This is a genomic window from Paenibacillus sp. TCA20 (assembly GCF_000732325.1).
In the GTDB taxonomy this organism is placed as follows: Bacteria; Bacillota; Bacilli; order Paenibacillales; family Paenibacillaceae; genus Paenibacillus; species Paenibacillus urinalis.
Genome location: NZ_BBIW01000003.1, coordinates 208,891 through 222,595, shown reverse-complemented (window position 1 = coordinate 222,595; position 13,705 = coordinate 208,891). Strand labels below are relative to the sequence as shown.

Annotated in this window: 10 protein-coding genes and 1 other annotated feature (1 of these 11 cut by a window edge); of the genes, 3 read left to right on the top strand and 7 right to left on the bottom strand. The window is 46.6% G+C overall.

Annotated elements, in window-relative coordinates:
- Positions 1-147, bottom strand: a binding site (T-box leader); it reaches 130 nt to the left of the window's first position.
- Positions 148-283: 136 nt separating this feature from the next.
- Positions 284-3,367: a transglycosylase domain-containing protein gene (locus tag TCA2_RS07320; protein ID WP_047910931.1), complete on the top strand. Its 3,084-nt coding sequence runs from the start codon at positions 284-286 to the stop codon at positions 3,365-3,367.
- Positions 3,368-3,478: 111 nt separating this feature from the next.
- Here the strand turns inward: TCA2_RS07320 and acsA are convergent, their stop codons facing one another.
- Positions 3,479-5,203: an acetate--CoA ligase gene (gene acsA, locus TCA2_RS07315; RefSeq protein WP_047910930.1), complete on the bottom strand. Its 1,725-nt coding sequence runs from the start codon at positions 5,201-5,203 to the stop codon at positions 3,479-3,481.
- Between the two features lie 287 nt (positions 5,204-5,490).
- On the opposite strand from acsA, the gene TCA2_RS07310 reads away from it, so the two are divergent.
- On the top strand, positions 5,491-6,123 hold the full coding sequence (locus TCA2_RS07310) for a GNAT family N-acetyltransferase (protein WP_047910929.1): 633 nt from the start codon (positions 5,491-5,493) through the stop codon (positions 6,121-6,123).
- Between the two features lie 76 nt (positions 6,124-6,199).
- On the opposite strand, the gene TCA2_RS07305 is transcribed toward TCA2_RS07310, so the two are convergent.
- From TCA2_RS07305 to TCA2_RS07290, 4 genes are all read right to left on the bottom strand, one after another.
- Entirely contained in the window at positions 6,200-6,895 is a 696-nt protein-coding gene (locus TCA2_RS07305) for a 5'-methylthioadenosine/adenosylhomocysteine nucleosidase (protein ID WP_047910928.1), read from the bottom strand.
- A gap of 116 nt (positions 6,896-7,011) precedes the next feature.
- A complete protein-coding gene (gene ccpA / locus TCA2_RS07300) occupies positions 7,012-8,016 on the bottom strand; it encodes a catabolite control protein A (protein WP_047910927.1) in 1,005 nt (334 codons plus the stop codon).
- A gap of 99 nt (positions 8,017-8,115) precedes the next feature.
- Complete coding sequence (gene ytxJ / locus TCA2_RS07295; protein WP_047910926.1) at positions 8,116-8,463, bottom strand: bacillithiol system redox-active protein YtxJ; 348 nt, start codon at positions 8,461-8,463, stop codon at positions 8,116-8,118.
- Positions 8,464-8,590: 127 nt separating this feature from the next.
- A complete protein-coding gene (locus tag TCA2_RS07290; RefSeq protein ID WP_047910925.1) occupies positions 8,591-9,034 on the bottom strand; it encodes a hypothetical protein in 444 nt (147 codons plus the stop codon).
- Positions 9,035-9,262: 228 nt separating this feature from the next.
- Here TCA2_RS07290 and TCA2_RS07285 point away from each other — a divergent pair, with 228 nt between their 5' ends.
- A complete protein-coding gene (locus TCA2_RS07285) occupies positions 9,263-9,790 on the top strand; it encodes a type 1 glutamine amidotransferase domain-containing protein (protein WP_047910924.1) in 528 nt (175 codons plus the stop codon).
- 122 nt (positions 9,791-9,912) lie between these two features.
- Here the strand turns inward: TCA2_RS07285 and ptsP are convergent, their stop codons facing one another.
- Both ptsP and TCA2_RS07275 read right to left on the bottom strand, forming a co-directional pair.
- A complete protein-coding gene (gene ptsP, locus TCA2_RS07280) occupies positions 9,913-11,655 on the bottom strand; it encodes a phosphoenolpyruvate--protein phosphotransferase (RefSeq protein ID WP_047910923.1) in 1,743 nt (580 codons plus the stop codon).
- A complete protein-coding gene (locus TCA2_RS07275; protein ID WP_047910922.1) occupies positions 11,652-13,538 on the bottom strand; it encodes a glucose PTS transporter subunit IIA in 1,887 nt (628 codons plus the stop codon). Before TCA2_RS07275 ends, ptsP begins: the two co-directional genes overlap by 4 nt.
- Positions 13,539-13,705: the final 167 nt, after the last annotated feature.

Genomic DNA, 13,705 nt, shown 5'->3' with positions numbered 1-13,705 from the left:
GCTCATGGTAATTTCAACCTGCTATTCCTGTTCATCTGGACAGCTCCGGACGGTAATTCGACAAGCGGCACATACCGGTTCACACCACCCACCGGCTCTCTGACTATGTGTTATCCGCCTCCTACTGGAGTCCTTCACAGCTTTTTTCCGTATCAAGTTTTGACTTTATATATAACATATTCCGAGAAGGGATGTCAATTTCCGACCCTTGCCACCATTTGCGGGGGTTCAAAAGAGTGATTTTATGCTATAATAATGCCTGTTAAAAGGAGGAAGACATTTGATGGTTGATGATAAGGATAAAAAACCTGATGAGCAGCCTTCCCGCAAAAGAAAATTCTTAAGCAGGTTGGGTAGTTTTGTAAAATGGATGGTCGTTCTTGCTTTCGTAGGTATCCTGTTTGTCGGCGGTGCACTTACAGGTTACATAGCATCCATTGTTAAAGACGAGCCTGTCCGCTCCAGAGCTGCAATCGAACAAGCGGTGAGTGAGAATGCACTAACGGGTTTTGCTTATTTTGCAGACGGTTCAGCAATCGGTCAACTTAGGACAGAAGAAGACCGGCGTATTGTGGAACTGGAGGACATTCCTCAAATCGTGCTTGATGCAGTGACTTCTATCGAGGATGATACTTTTTATGAACATAAAGGCGTAGACATAACAGGTACTCTTAGAGCTGTCAAGGAGAGGGTGCTTAACGAGCCTGTACAAACAGGCGGGAGCACATTAACTCAGCAGCTGGCAAGACGGGTCTTCCTGAGTCTGGACAAGACGGAAGATCGGAAAGTGAAGGAAATTTTACTATCCTTGCGTTTAGAACGGTTTTTGACCAAGGATGAAATCATTACAGCTTATTTAAATAAGGTTCCTTTCGGGAATGGCTCCAGCGGATACAACGTATACGGGATCAAAGCTGCAGCCAAAGGTATTTTTAATGTGAACGATCTAAATGATCTGAACATTGCACAGGCTGCCTATTTGGCGGGTCTGCCTCAGCTTCCTTCCGCCTACTCCGCTTTTAACGGTAAAGGTGAGTTCAATGAGGACAATTTCGACAATGCCATTGAGCGTCAGGAGCGTGTGCTCGGACGTATGCTTGCTTTGGGCAAGATAACACAGGATGAACATGATGAGGCATTAGCGTTTGATCTGAAGTCATCGCTTGCACCAAGAGTGGCCAAGGCATACAATACGTATCCTTACCTTATGCTTGAAACCGAAAGACAGGCTGCCAAGGTGCTCATAGATGTGCTCTATCCTGAAGGAGAAGCTCCGGATAAATCGGACAGTGAGCTGACAGAGGAAGCGCTGCAGAAGCTTCGTACCGGCGGATATCGCGTCTATACGACAATTAATAAAAATGTCTATAAGACGATGCGTGCCATCGCCGAGGATGATAGCAACTTCTCAGCGTATAACGAGAGCAAAGGCTTAGAGCAGACGGCTGCCATGATGATTGATCACAAGACCGGAAAAATTCTCGGCATGATCGAAGGCCGCGATTTTAATACTGAGAATTTGAACTTTGCCACACAGATGGTGAGACAGCCGGGTTCAGCCATGAAGCCGATTGCCGCATTTCTTCCGGCGCTTGAAGAAGGAATTATACAACCAGCCTCCATTCTTGATGATTCGCCGATCATTTTGAAGGATGGTCAGAAGGGCTATCATATTCCGAAGAACTCAAACGGAAATTATAATGGGCTTGTGACAGCAAGATACGCGTTGAACCAATCTCTTAACATTCCAGCCCTCAAAATCTTTAATGAAGAGCTGGGTCTTCAGAAGGCTTGGGATTTCGCGAAGAGTTTAGGTATCACTACCTTGACGGATGTAGATTATACGAATGCAACTACCGGTGTACTCGGAGGTCTCACTTACGGTGTATCCGTAGAAGAGCTGACGAATGCATATGGTGCAATTGCGAACAATGGTGTCTTTAATGATGCCTACATGATTGAGAAAATTGTTGATTCACAAGGGAACATCGTATACTCCCATGAAGCAGCACCGAAGGAAGTTTTCTCTAAGGAAACAGCTTATTTGATGACAGACATGTTAAGCACGGTTATTTCGGACGGTACAGGTAAGCTCGTCAGAGACAATTTCAATAAGTATGGTGAAATTGAAATTGCCGGCAAGACAGGAACGACGCAGAACTATGCAGATGTATGGTTCCAAGGATATACACCGGATGTGACTCTCGGCGTATGGGTGGGCTATAACAACAAGGAGACTCTATCCACACTCGCTAAAGGTGCTGAAAGAGAACGGGCCCGCAGACTCTGGGCTAAAATATTAAACGAAGTCAACGAGGCTGAGCCTGACCTGTTCCCTACCAAGACCTTTACGAAGCCTGAGAATATTACAACCAAGACGGTATCCGCATACAGCGGTAAGCTCCCGACTTCACTTACCGACAAATTCGTAACGGATATCTTCAACACGAAATATGTACCGACCGAAAGCGACGATGCGGTCGCTAAATCGAAGTACATTACTTACAACGGTGTGAATTATATTCCTAGAGACGAGACACCTTCAGATATGCTGAAGGAGCAAACCGTCGTGAAGCGTGAACGTCCAATCTCTGAGCTGATTAAGCAGCTCCAGGAAGCATTTAAAGTTATGGCTGAGCATGAGCCATTATCTTACTACTTGCCGGACGATGCCGATGAAGACATGCCTAAGGAGGTTGACCCTCGTAAGGACGATGGAGCGAATCCAGATGCTCCTGGTAATGTCAGAATGACGGTGAACAACGGAAATGCAGTCATCACCTTTAATCCAAGCGCAGCTGGCGATGTCGTCGGATACAGACTATATCGGAGCATGAACGGTGGTCCGTTCCAGAATCAGGGTAAAGTTGTGCTTGCAGGCAATCCGACTTCATTTAGCAGCTATGCCGGCAGCAGCGTACAGTTCTACATCGTTGCCGTCGATGTGGCTGGCAGAGAATCAGCACCTAGTGCAATTGTCAGCAGCGGCGGTCAGGCTCCTCCTCCAGTGGAAGAGACACCTGACACTCCTATTGAGGTTCCAGGTACGGTCGTCGATCCAGATGCGAACCCGGACGGTGACACTGGAGCGAACAGCAATACCGATGCGTCAGGTGCGCCTGCAGCCCCTAGCGGCGTTTCAGCCCAGATTACAGAGCAAGGCATTGTTATCACTTGGGCGGAACAGGAAGGCGTAACAGGATTCAATGTTTACTATAGTGAAACGGGGCAGGAGCCTTTCCAGCATGTTGGAACTGCTGGTTTCACGGCATTCACTTACAATAATGCGGAAGCCAAGGGTGCATTCAGAGTAACCGCGGTTAACGCGGCTGGAGAATCCAGTCCGTCAGCACCAGTAAGTCCTTAAACATTGGCTATAGAAGTAAAAAAAGCTAACGTAAGTCTTAAACTTACGTTAGCTTTTTGTTATATATTCGAGTTTTTTGATTAAGTCATAATATTAACACGGACGATCATCCTAATCTTCAATCGTGGACAAATCGCCAGCAGGTAAATCAAGCTCCCACGCTTTAAGCACTCTTCGCATAATCTTCCCTGATCGAGTCTTCGGTAATTTATCCTTAAACTCTATTTCGCGAGGTGCTGCATGAGCCGATAAGCCCTCTTTTACAAAACGGTAAATATCGTCCTTCAATTCCTGTGTAGGTTCATAGCCTTCTCGTAAGGAGACAAAGGCCTTAATAATCTCACCTCGAACGAGATCCGGTTTACCAATTACGCCCGCTTCTGCAACTGCTGGATGCTCTACGAGCTTGCTCTCTACTTCAAAAGGACCGATTCGTTCGCCAGAAGAGTTGATGACATCGTCAATTCTGCCTTGGAACCAAAAATACCCGTCCTCATCCATATAAGCTGAATCCCCGGATACATACCAGCCAGGAATACGAAAATATTCGTCGTATTTGGGCTGATTGTTCCACACCTGTCTCATCATGGAAGGCCACGGTGTCTTAATTGCCAGATTACCCATGGAATACGGAGGAAGCTCCTCCCCTTGATCATTAATAATTGCAGCCTCAATACCCGGGAGCGGTTTACCCATTGAGCCCGGCTTAATCACCATACCTGGATAGTTACAGATAAGCTGAGCTCCGGTCTCCGTCATCCACCAGGTATCATGAATGCGCTGATTGTAGGCTTTGGTTCCCCATCTGACCACCTCAGGATTCAAAGGCTCGCCTACGGAGAGTACATGACGCAGAGTAGACAAATCAAATTGCTTAATGACCTCATCCCCTGCACTCATCAGCATTCGAAATGCTGTAGGAGCACTGTACCACACCGTAACTTTATTATTGACAATCGTTTGATACCAATCCTGTGGACTGAATCTGCCGCCTCTGATCACGTTCGTGACTCCATTCAACCAAGGCGCAAAAATACCATAAGACGTACCCGTCACCCATCCAGGATCCGCGGTACACCAATAAATATCATCCTCTCGTAAATCCAGGACGACCTTCCCTGTATAGTAATGCTGAATCATTGCGTTGTGAACGTGATAGACCCCTTTGGGCTTGCCAGTCGATCCGGAGGTATAGTGCAGAATCATACCGTCTTCCAGACTAAGCCACTCCAGCTCCAGCTCATCTGAAGCCGCTGCCATCTCTGCATCGTAGTCAATAAAGCCCTCTTGCTCCTGTGCTCCGCCGCCCACGACGAAAATATGCTTCAGCTGAGGCAGTTCGTCACGATTGATACGCGGCAGCAGCTGCGGAACGGTGATCAGTGCTACCGCTTCACTATCAAGCAGACGATCCTTCACTGCCGTTTCCATGAAGGCTTCAAATAACGGACCCACTATAGCTCCGACCTTCAATGTACCTAGCAGACTCAAGTACAGCTCAGGGCTTCTTGGCATAAAAATAAAGACCCGATCACCTTTGGATATTCCGTACTTACGGAGTACATTACCAAATCGATTAGAGCCTTCACTAAGATCCAGGAAGCTGTACGCTTCCTCTCTGACCGCATCACTGTAGAGGAGCGCTGTACGTGCCCCATTACCTTCGTCCACATGACGATCAATCGCTTCATATGCCATATTTACTTTGCCTGTTTCATACCACGTAAAGTGCTTCTTCACTTCTTCCCAGCTAAATTGCTCACGAGCCTGTGTGTAATCTCCCAGATTACTACGCTCTACGACAGTCGCGATAAATTCATTTTGATCATGACTCATTGCCTTCAGAGCCTCCTCAGTTACATTTTCACAATGTACAGGTTAGTTAGCGCTTACAAATTTGTGATGACCTGAATCAAATTCATAACTCACTTTCATGCAAAATTTGATTCAACTTACCGACGTATCCGAGTTACTGCGGCTATTGCTAGAAATGTGAAAACTTTATGTCTGGAATATTATAGCATAGTTTGAGATTGTGTTAATATTTCCTTTTCATTTTTTTGGTTATTTGTTATAAGTAGAGAGAACACGCTATGACACTCCAGAAGGAGCACTGATGAACAATGAACCATACCAAACATCACCACGCTCACTCACTTGTTAAGAACAGCAGGGAAATTGTTGTTGAAGGCCCTGTTCCTGCTGCATTGCTGCAGGATCTAGTCATGCATCCGGATCTTGATGCGTTCCGAAGACCTCATGAGCAGCAAGAGGCTCTCATTCAAATATCTGAGCTTCCGGAAGGAAGAATTATCATTGCCAGAGAACAAGACACGATTATCGGGTATGTGACTTTTCATTATCCTGATGAGATGGAGCGTTGGTCTGAAGGGAATATGAAGGATTTGATTGAGCTGGGAGCGATTGAGGTTGCAAATGATTACCGCTCTTACGGGATCGGCCGCGCACTCATTCAGCACGCTTTTGAACATGAACAAATGGAGGAATATATCGTCTTTACGACGGAATATTACTGGCATTGGGATTTGAAAGGAAGCGGACTATCCGTATGGGACTACCGTAAAATGATGGAGCGATTAATGAAGACGGTGGATATGGTCTGGTACGCTACGGATGACCCTGAAATTTGTGCACATCCAGCCAATTGTCTCATGGTGAGAATCGGCAGCAAGGTCCCCCTTGCCTCCAAAGAACAATTCGATCACGTACGGTTTAAACAACGCTATATGTACTAAATAAGACAGGAGCCTGGTCCCGGTGACACCCGGGCTGCTTCCTGTCTTTTATCGGTTAATCATCTGAGCTGCCTGCTTACATATTTGCCAGCATGTGTTCTACGATCCGATGGGATTTCTGAGCGGATTCCACTGTAAATTCAGCAAAATTCACATGGGCTGAGCCATCTGCCTTATCCGACATGGCACGCAAAATAACATAAGGAATTTTATTCATGAAGCTGACCTGTGCGACTGCAGCCCCCTCCATCTCGGCACACGCTCCTTCGAACTCATCCCGCAGACTGCTCACGACCTCTTTGCTTGCAATAAACTGATCACCAGACAGCACAATCCCGCTAATATATCTCGCTGACAACTCCTCACATGCTTCTGCCGCCCGTTTGATCAATTCGGCATCCGCCGGAAAAGCCGACGTTTCCTGGTAAGGAATTTCACCCCGCTTGTAGCCTAGAGGGGTAACATCTATATCGTGATGGATACATGCCGTCGAGATGACGATATCTCCAATCTCCAAATCCGGGTGTACAGCACCAGCTACCCCTGTAAAAATAATATGAGACACGCTGAATTTCTCAATCAAAATTTGAGTCGTTACAGCCGCATTCACTTTTCCTACCCCTGATTTGCATACGACCACATGCTTGCCATAGACATCTCCTTCGGTATACGTTATGCCTGCAAAATCGGTGCGTACGATATTCTCCATATCCGACAGCAACAGCTCAATCTCTTCATCCATCGCTCCAATGAGTCCAATTGTTTGTGCCATAACTTCATATTCATCTCCTTTGGCTCGGCTTGGTTTATGAATCAGCACATCCTTTGTTCAGCAAAAAAGCTCCGCAAAAACGGAGCTTTCTACCAGTTAACCTATACGGTTGCTAATTACACATGACTAACTGACAAACGCAGAATCGTTTCGTGCGGCAAAATAACACGCGGATTCTCCACGTTCTCTTTTTTCATCAGCTTGGTGAGCAGACGCATCGCTACCGCGCCAAGATCATACATCGGCTGAGCTACAGTCGTCAGCTGTGGACGAACCATAGAAGCCATTCGAATATTATCGACACTGATGATCGAGAAGTCGTCTGGAACTTTGAGCCCCTCATCCTGAATGCTGTGGATCGCACCAATCGCCATCTCATCGGTTGCACTGAATATTGCGGTTGGTTTTTTCTTCAATCCAAGGAAGTACTTCATTGCTTCCACACCAGACTCATAACGATAGTTGCCGATGCGTACCAAATCTTCCTGGTACTCGATCCCGGCTGTTTCAAGCGCACGCTTGTAGCCCTGGAATCTTGCATAACCATTCGCTGGGTCTTGGAGTGTCCCGCTAATCATCGCAATTTCACGGTGACCATGGCGTACCAGTGTGCTTACCGCATCAAAAGCGGCTGCTTCGTGATCGATATCGACGGAAGGGAACGTTCCTTTCTCGTCACTCGTCGCACAAAGAACAATCGGCACTGCCGCTGTTTGAAAAGCTTGAATATGCTCATCGGTCACTGTACCGCCCATGAACAGAAGCCCGTCCACTTGTTTTTCCAGAAGGGTGTTAATAACACGAATTTCCTTTTCCTTCTTCTTATCGGCGTTACATAGGATGATGTTATAATGGTACATATTCGCGATATCTTCAATTCCCCGAGCAATTTCGGCAAAAATCGAATTCGAGATATCCGGAATAACGACTCCGACCGTTGTCGTCTTCTTACTAGCAAGCCCCCTTGCTACTGCATTCGGACGATACCCGAGTCTTTCTATGGCTTCATATACTTTTTTACGCGTTTGTGGCTTAACGTTAGGGTTGTTGTTCACAACCCGCGAAACCGTTGCCATAGATACTCCGGCTTCACGTGCTACGTCGTAAATGGTTACCGTCACATTCCTTCTCTCCATTTGCAATAAATTTTCATTCCCATTTTCATGTTAAAAATTATGATACGACATATTATTGCGACTTGCAATAAACATAAACAGGCTTTAAGTCGAGCTCAAAACCGAACTAAGGTCTCTTGAAGTGATTCCGGAGTGGGAAGTATGCCAGACTGGATGCCCATTCTTCACCAGAATCGTCTGTGGAGACTCATGCCGAACTCCCAAACGCTCTGCTGCGGCTGTAGATACGGCCCGGTCCTCAATGACCAATACAATGGAGTAATTAATCTGTTCATTAGGTGCGGCTTCCAGGTAGGCTTGTACCTCTTCATATGCATGTGCACTGATGGGACAACGAGTACTATGTTTAAATAGCAGAAGCGGAGTCTCTGAAGACTGTGTAACTGCTTCTTCAAGCTGTTCTATACTAGTCAGTCTTGTCATCGTTTTCATTGCCTATACATCCCCCTTTGTCACTTCCGTTTTTCGTTTTCATTCTTTTCAGAAAAACTTACACTCCCAATATATTAACAAAAAACGAGTCGAAAAGCCAATTTTCATAAGATTTGGTACTGTATCATCAGCCTGCCTCTGAAAAATGCTCCTCCCACCGAAATTGAGAGAGCTGTTCAAGTCTTCGCTCCACATCATTCATCCAATGTTCATCGCCGGCACTCAGCGCATACTGATACAAATCTAATAGCAGGTTGATCCTCTCCTGCTTGGCTTGTTCAATCTCTTTGCCCATGGCATCAATGTCGATATCAGGATGATGCTCTAATAGTTCTGTAATCAGCTTGGCAACTTCATTCGAATCTGCAAAGGAAACGGAGGCATATTCACTTCCGGGAGTTAAGCTGCCGATCAGCTGAACCAAATCGGGTTTAACAGGCTTAAGGACTTCATAAGTTGAACATGTCATGCAGGAAAATACGGGGACATCTCTAATCTCTACTCTCTTAGCATAGATTACGCTTCGGAGCTCCAAGTTCATTGTCAATTTACATTTGCACCATCTGCGCATAACCCTAACCCCACCTATCTGTTCCAATCTCAATATTCAAGTTTTTTCGACTTCATCTCATCTTTTTTACTACTTTACTTCGACTAATGTAGCATAAATCCTTCCCTATGAGGGATGTACTATTTTCCATAGCGTAACTATTTCTCTTAGCCTACAGCGAATTTGGATTCACGTGTCATTTCAGTTACAATGGCACTGTATACGGTTAGGAAGGAGTGTTACAAATACATGAGATTAGCAGGTAAAAAAGTCATTGCACTGGTGGATGAAGAGTTTGAAGATTTGGAATTATGGTACCCTGTTCATCGGGTGCGTGAAGAAGGCGCCGAGGTTCATCTTGCCGGAGAAGTAAAAGACAAGACCTATGTAGGCAAGTACGGTGTCCCGGCCAAGGCTGAATACAGTTTCGACGAGCTGAATAGTCAAGACTACGACGGTATACTCGTTCCCGGCGGCTGGGCACCGGATAAGCTGCGGAGATATCCTAAGGTCATAGAGCTTATTCAGGAAATGCATCGGGATCACAAGATCATTGGTCAGATCTGTCATGCCGGCTGGGTATTGATCTCTGCCAAGATATTGCAGGGTGTGACGGTCACTTCAACACCAGGAATCCGTGATGATATGGAGAATGCAGGTGCGATCTGGAAGGACGAGCCTGTGGTCATTGATGGAAACATTGTTTCCGCTCGCAGACCACCTGACTTGCCGCCATACGGCAAAGCCTTCTGTGATCTGCTCGCAGATGAATCCTGATATTTATATGAATGACAAAGAGGATGAATTCAGGCAGCCCGCCTCGGTTCATCCTCTTTTTGGTACAGATTAATGCTTATTTATATTGCATTGTCATGTATTACAGAAGCTTGTCTGTCAAATTAAGACAATGAAGTGCTTTGTGTCGAATTCCGTTTATACTTCTCCAGCTCTGCCTCAATTTCTTTACCGGTCGACATGGTTAGACAAGATTTCGCCACGGTTACAGCCTTCGCTGCTTCCGTATTCAGCACACGGTGCTTCACTCTCAGTAGAGATTGAGGAGACATGCTCAAATTGTGAATGCCCAGCGCCAGCCAGATCGGAACCGCCCTTTCATCACCGGCCAGTTCTCCACAGACACTGACACTAATTCCTGCTGCATGCGCAGCCTCTGCCGTCATACGTAGAAGTCTTAATACAGAAGGGTGGAACGGTTGATATAAGTGGGCAATTTGTTCATTCATGCGATCAACAGCCAGAACATACTGTACAAGATCATTAGTTCCAATGCTGAAGAAATCCACCTCTCTGGCCAGCAGATCGGCGATAACTACGGCAGCCGGCACTTCAATCATAATCCCTACTTCAATGTTGGGGTCATAAGAGATTCCTCGCTCCGACAGGCTTGCCTTTACTTCATTCAAGATCTGATTCGCTTCCCTAATCTCATCGAGTGATGAAATCATTGGATACATGATCTTCACTTTGCCATGTACGCTTGCCCGCAAAATAGCCGTCAGCTGCGTCTTGAACAGATCCTTGAGCTCCAGGCTGATTCGGATCGCCCGGTATCCAAGGAAAGGATTGTCTTCCTCGGGAAGAGGGAAATAATCAAGCTGTTTATCCCCGCCAATATCGAGTGTACGTATAACTACAGCATTCCCGCCTGTCTTCTCCACTACATGCCGGTATACTTCATATTGCTCCTCTTCACTAGGGAATGAATGACGATCCATATATAAGAACTCCGTACGGAATAGGCCGACCCCCTTAGCCCCGGATCGAAGCGACATGTCCAGCTCTTTGACAGAGCTGATGTTGGCGGCCAGATTCAGCTGTGTTCCGTCCTTGGTGACAGCATCCACCTCCGCCAGAACTTGAAGCTGCTCCTTCTTCCGCAGCTGCTGATCACGGATTTCCGTATATTTCTCGATGATGAGGGAATCCGGATTAACATACACTATTCCTTCATCGCCATTAATAACGAGAACATCCCCTGTTTGAACCGGAAGATTAACACTATTCTCAAGGCCTGATACCATGGGGATTCCGAGAGCTCTAGCCATAATTGCGGAATGCGAGGTCTTGCCGCCGATCAGCGTCACGATACCAAGCACATAATTGGGATTCAAGTGCGCCAATTGGGATGGAGACAGCTCGTTCGCTACCAGAATATAGGGCTGTGTATCCAGAGGAAGTGTAATCTCTGGAGCACCCAATAAATGCTTCAAGAGACGGTTTCCTACATCCTTGATGTCCAGTGCCCGTTCCTTCATATATTCATCATCCAAGAGGTCAAACATCGTGACAAAGTGGTCAATCGCTTCCTTTACAGCGACCTCAGCCGCTTTATATTGGCGTTCAATAATCCCCTGAATTTCATTCATGAACACCGGGTCTTCTAATATGGCCAAGTGAGCATCAAAAATGCTCGATTCCTCGGGACCCACCACTTCATTGAATTCCTGCTTAATATGCTGAATCTCATCACGGGATGTTTTAATCCCCTCGTACAGCCGTTCGAACTCCCGAGCCAGGTCTACAGCGTCCATCTTCTGATCCGGTAAATCCCACTCCCAGCTTGGAAGAACAAATGCTTTGCCGATGGCTACACCAGCCGCTCCTGAGATGCCTTGTATCATGCTTCTACCCCTCCAACGTTCCTATCTTCATATAGTACGACCGACATGACAGATGCCTGGCCTTTTCTAACGTGCTTAAACGGTGCATAACTCCATGACTTCACACGATCCGGGTTGGTAATGACCATCGGAGTAACGAGAGACGGCGCTTCCTTGAGTAAGGCAGCATAGTTAAAGCGAATGAGCAGCTGACCTGGCTCTACCGTATCTCCTTCGCTGACAACAGCTTCAAAATTCCCCTTAAGCTGTGAGGTATCAATGCCGATATGAAGCAGAACCTCAAGTCCCTCCGGGGTTTGAATTCCAATTGCATGCATAGTCGGATATAAATGCATGACCGTCCCGTACACCGGTGACAGCAATTCTCCATTCTCCGGCTCAAAAGCGACACCGTCCCCTACCAGCTTGCCTGCAAATATTTTGTCAGGCACCTCTTCAATGGGGAGCATCTTCCCTTGTACAGGACTGCTAAACAGCACTTGCGGCAAATCACGCTCCAGCAGCTTGGCAATTTCTTCACGAATTAACTCAGAGTAGGTGCCGAAGACGACCTGCACGTTGCCTGCGCCGAGCTTAATAAGACCGGCTGAGCCAAGTGCCTTCATCGCGCTGCTGTCGATAAGACGGTCATTATGCACAGTCAGCCGAAGTCGTGTAATACATGCCTCAACCTGAACAATATTGGCCTTCCCTCCAAGCGCCTCCACAATAAGCGGTGCTTGATATGGTATACTGCCTGCCCAGTCCTCAAGCACAGAGCCTTCCTCGCGTCCCGGGGTCGGGATCTGGAATCTGCGGATGGCCCACCGGAATAAAAAGTAATATACCAGGCCATATATGATCCCGATTGGAATCAATAAGAGTGCATTTTCAGACAAATGGAAATTCAGTATGTAATCAATAACACCTGCCGAATAAGAAAACCCATGTCTTATTTCAAGTACATAGCTGATCCATAAGGCGAGCCCTGACAGAACGGCGTGTACAAAAAACAGATAGGGAGCTGCAAACAAAAAGGCAAACTCGATCTGCTCCGACACCCCTGTTAGAAAACAAACGAGCGCAGAAGTCATGAAGGTCTTATGTATCTTGGGCTTCAAATCTTCCCGTGCTTCCTGAATAATGGCAAATGCAATAGCAGGAATGGCGAACATCATTATCGGGAACAATCCCGACATAAAATAGCCTGCTGAAGGATCCCCGGCAAAAAACCGCGGCAAATCTCCAGTCATAATCTGTCCTTCCGGTGTCTCGTATGACCCCAGCTGAAACCAGAATACATTATTAAGCAGATGATGCAGCCCGAATGCGACAAGCACCCGATAGAGAATACCGTACAAGAACAGCCCGAAACCGCCGAGGCTGTATTCCATGGAAGCAATCAAATCCAACAGCTGCTGCAATAGAGGAGCTAAGCCGAGCATAATGCAGGAGAACAAGGCGGAGAACAATCCCACAATCAGTAGAACAAATCGGGATCCACCAAAAAACTGCAATATTTCCGGTAGTTTGATGCTTTTGAAACGGTTATGAGTAAACCCGGCGATTGCGCCGAGTATAATTCCGATCAGAGATGCGGGCTGAACAGCCCCGTTACCGAAATGGCTTACGACTTGGTCATAAATAATCATGCCTGCAAGCGCTGCAAGTCCTGCTTGACCCGCCTGATTGGACAGTCCGAGCGCGACACCGACAGCAAACAGATAAGGTAAAAAATAAAACAGGCTCTGTCCTGCGACGGTAGCTATACCGCTTATACTTTCAAATCCCCATGATTCCCAAGGAAGACTGCCTATGCTTAGCAGAATCGCCGCTGCAGGCAGTACCATCGTCGGAAGCATGACAGCTCTTCCAAGCTGCTGCAAGGAACCGAGCCAATTCATGGCGATCCTCTCCTTTCTATCATTGATGGTAAGCGTTAGGCGTCCTTTTGTCAAAATGAGAATAAACTTGAATCGATTTCATAACCTGCAAGACTCTTTGAATGGATTCAACACTTGAATAATGTATATGAAAAAGGCTGTCCCCACAGTCTTGTTTGTGGTAACAG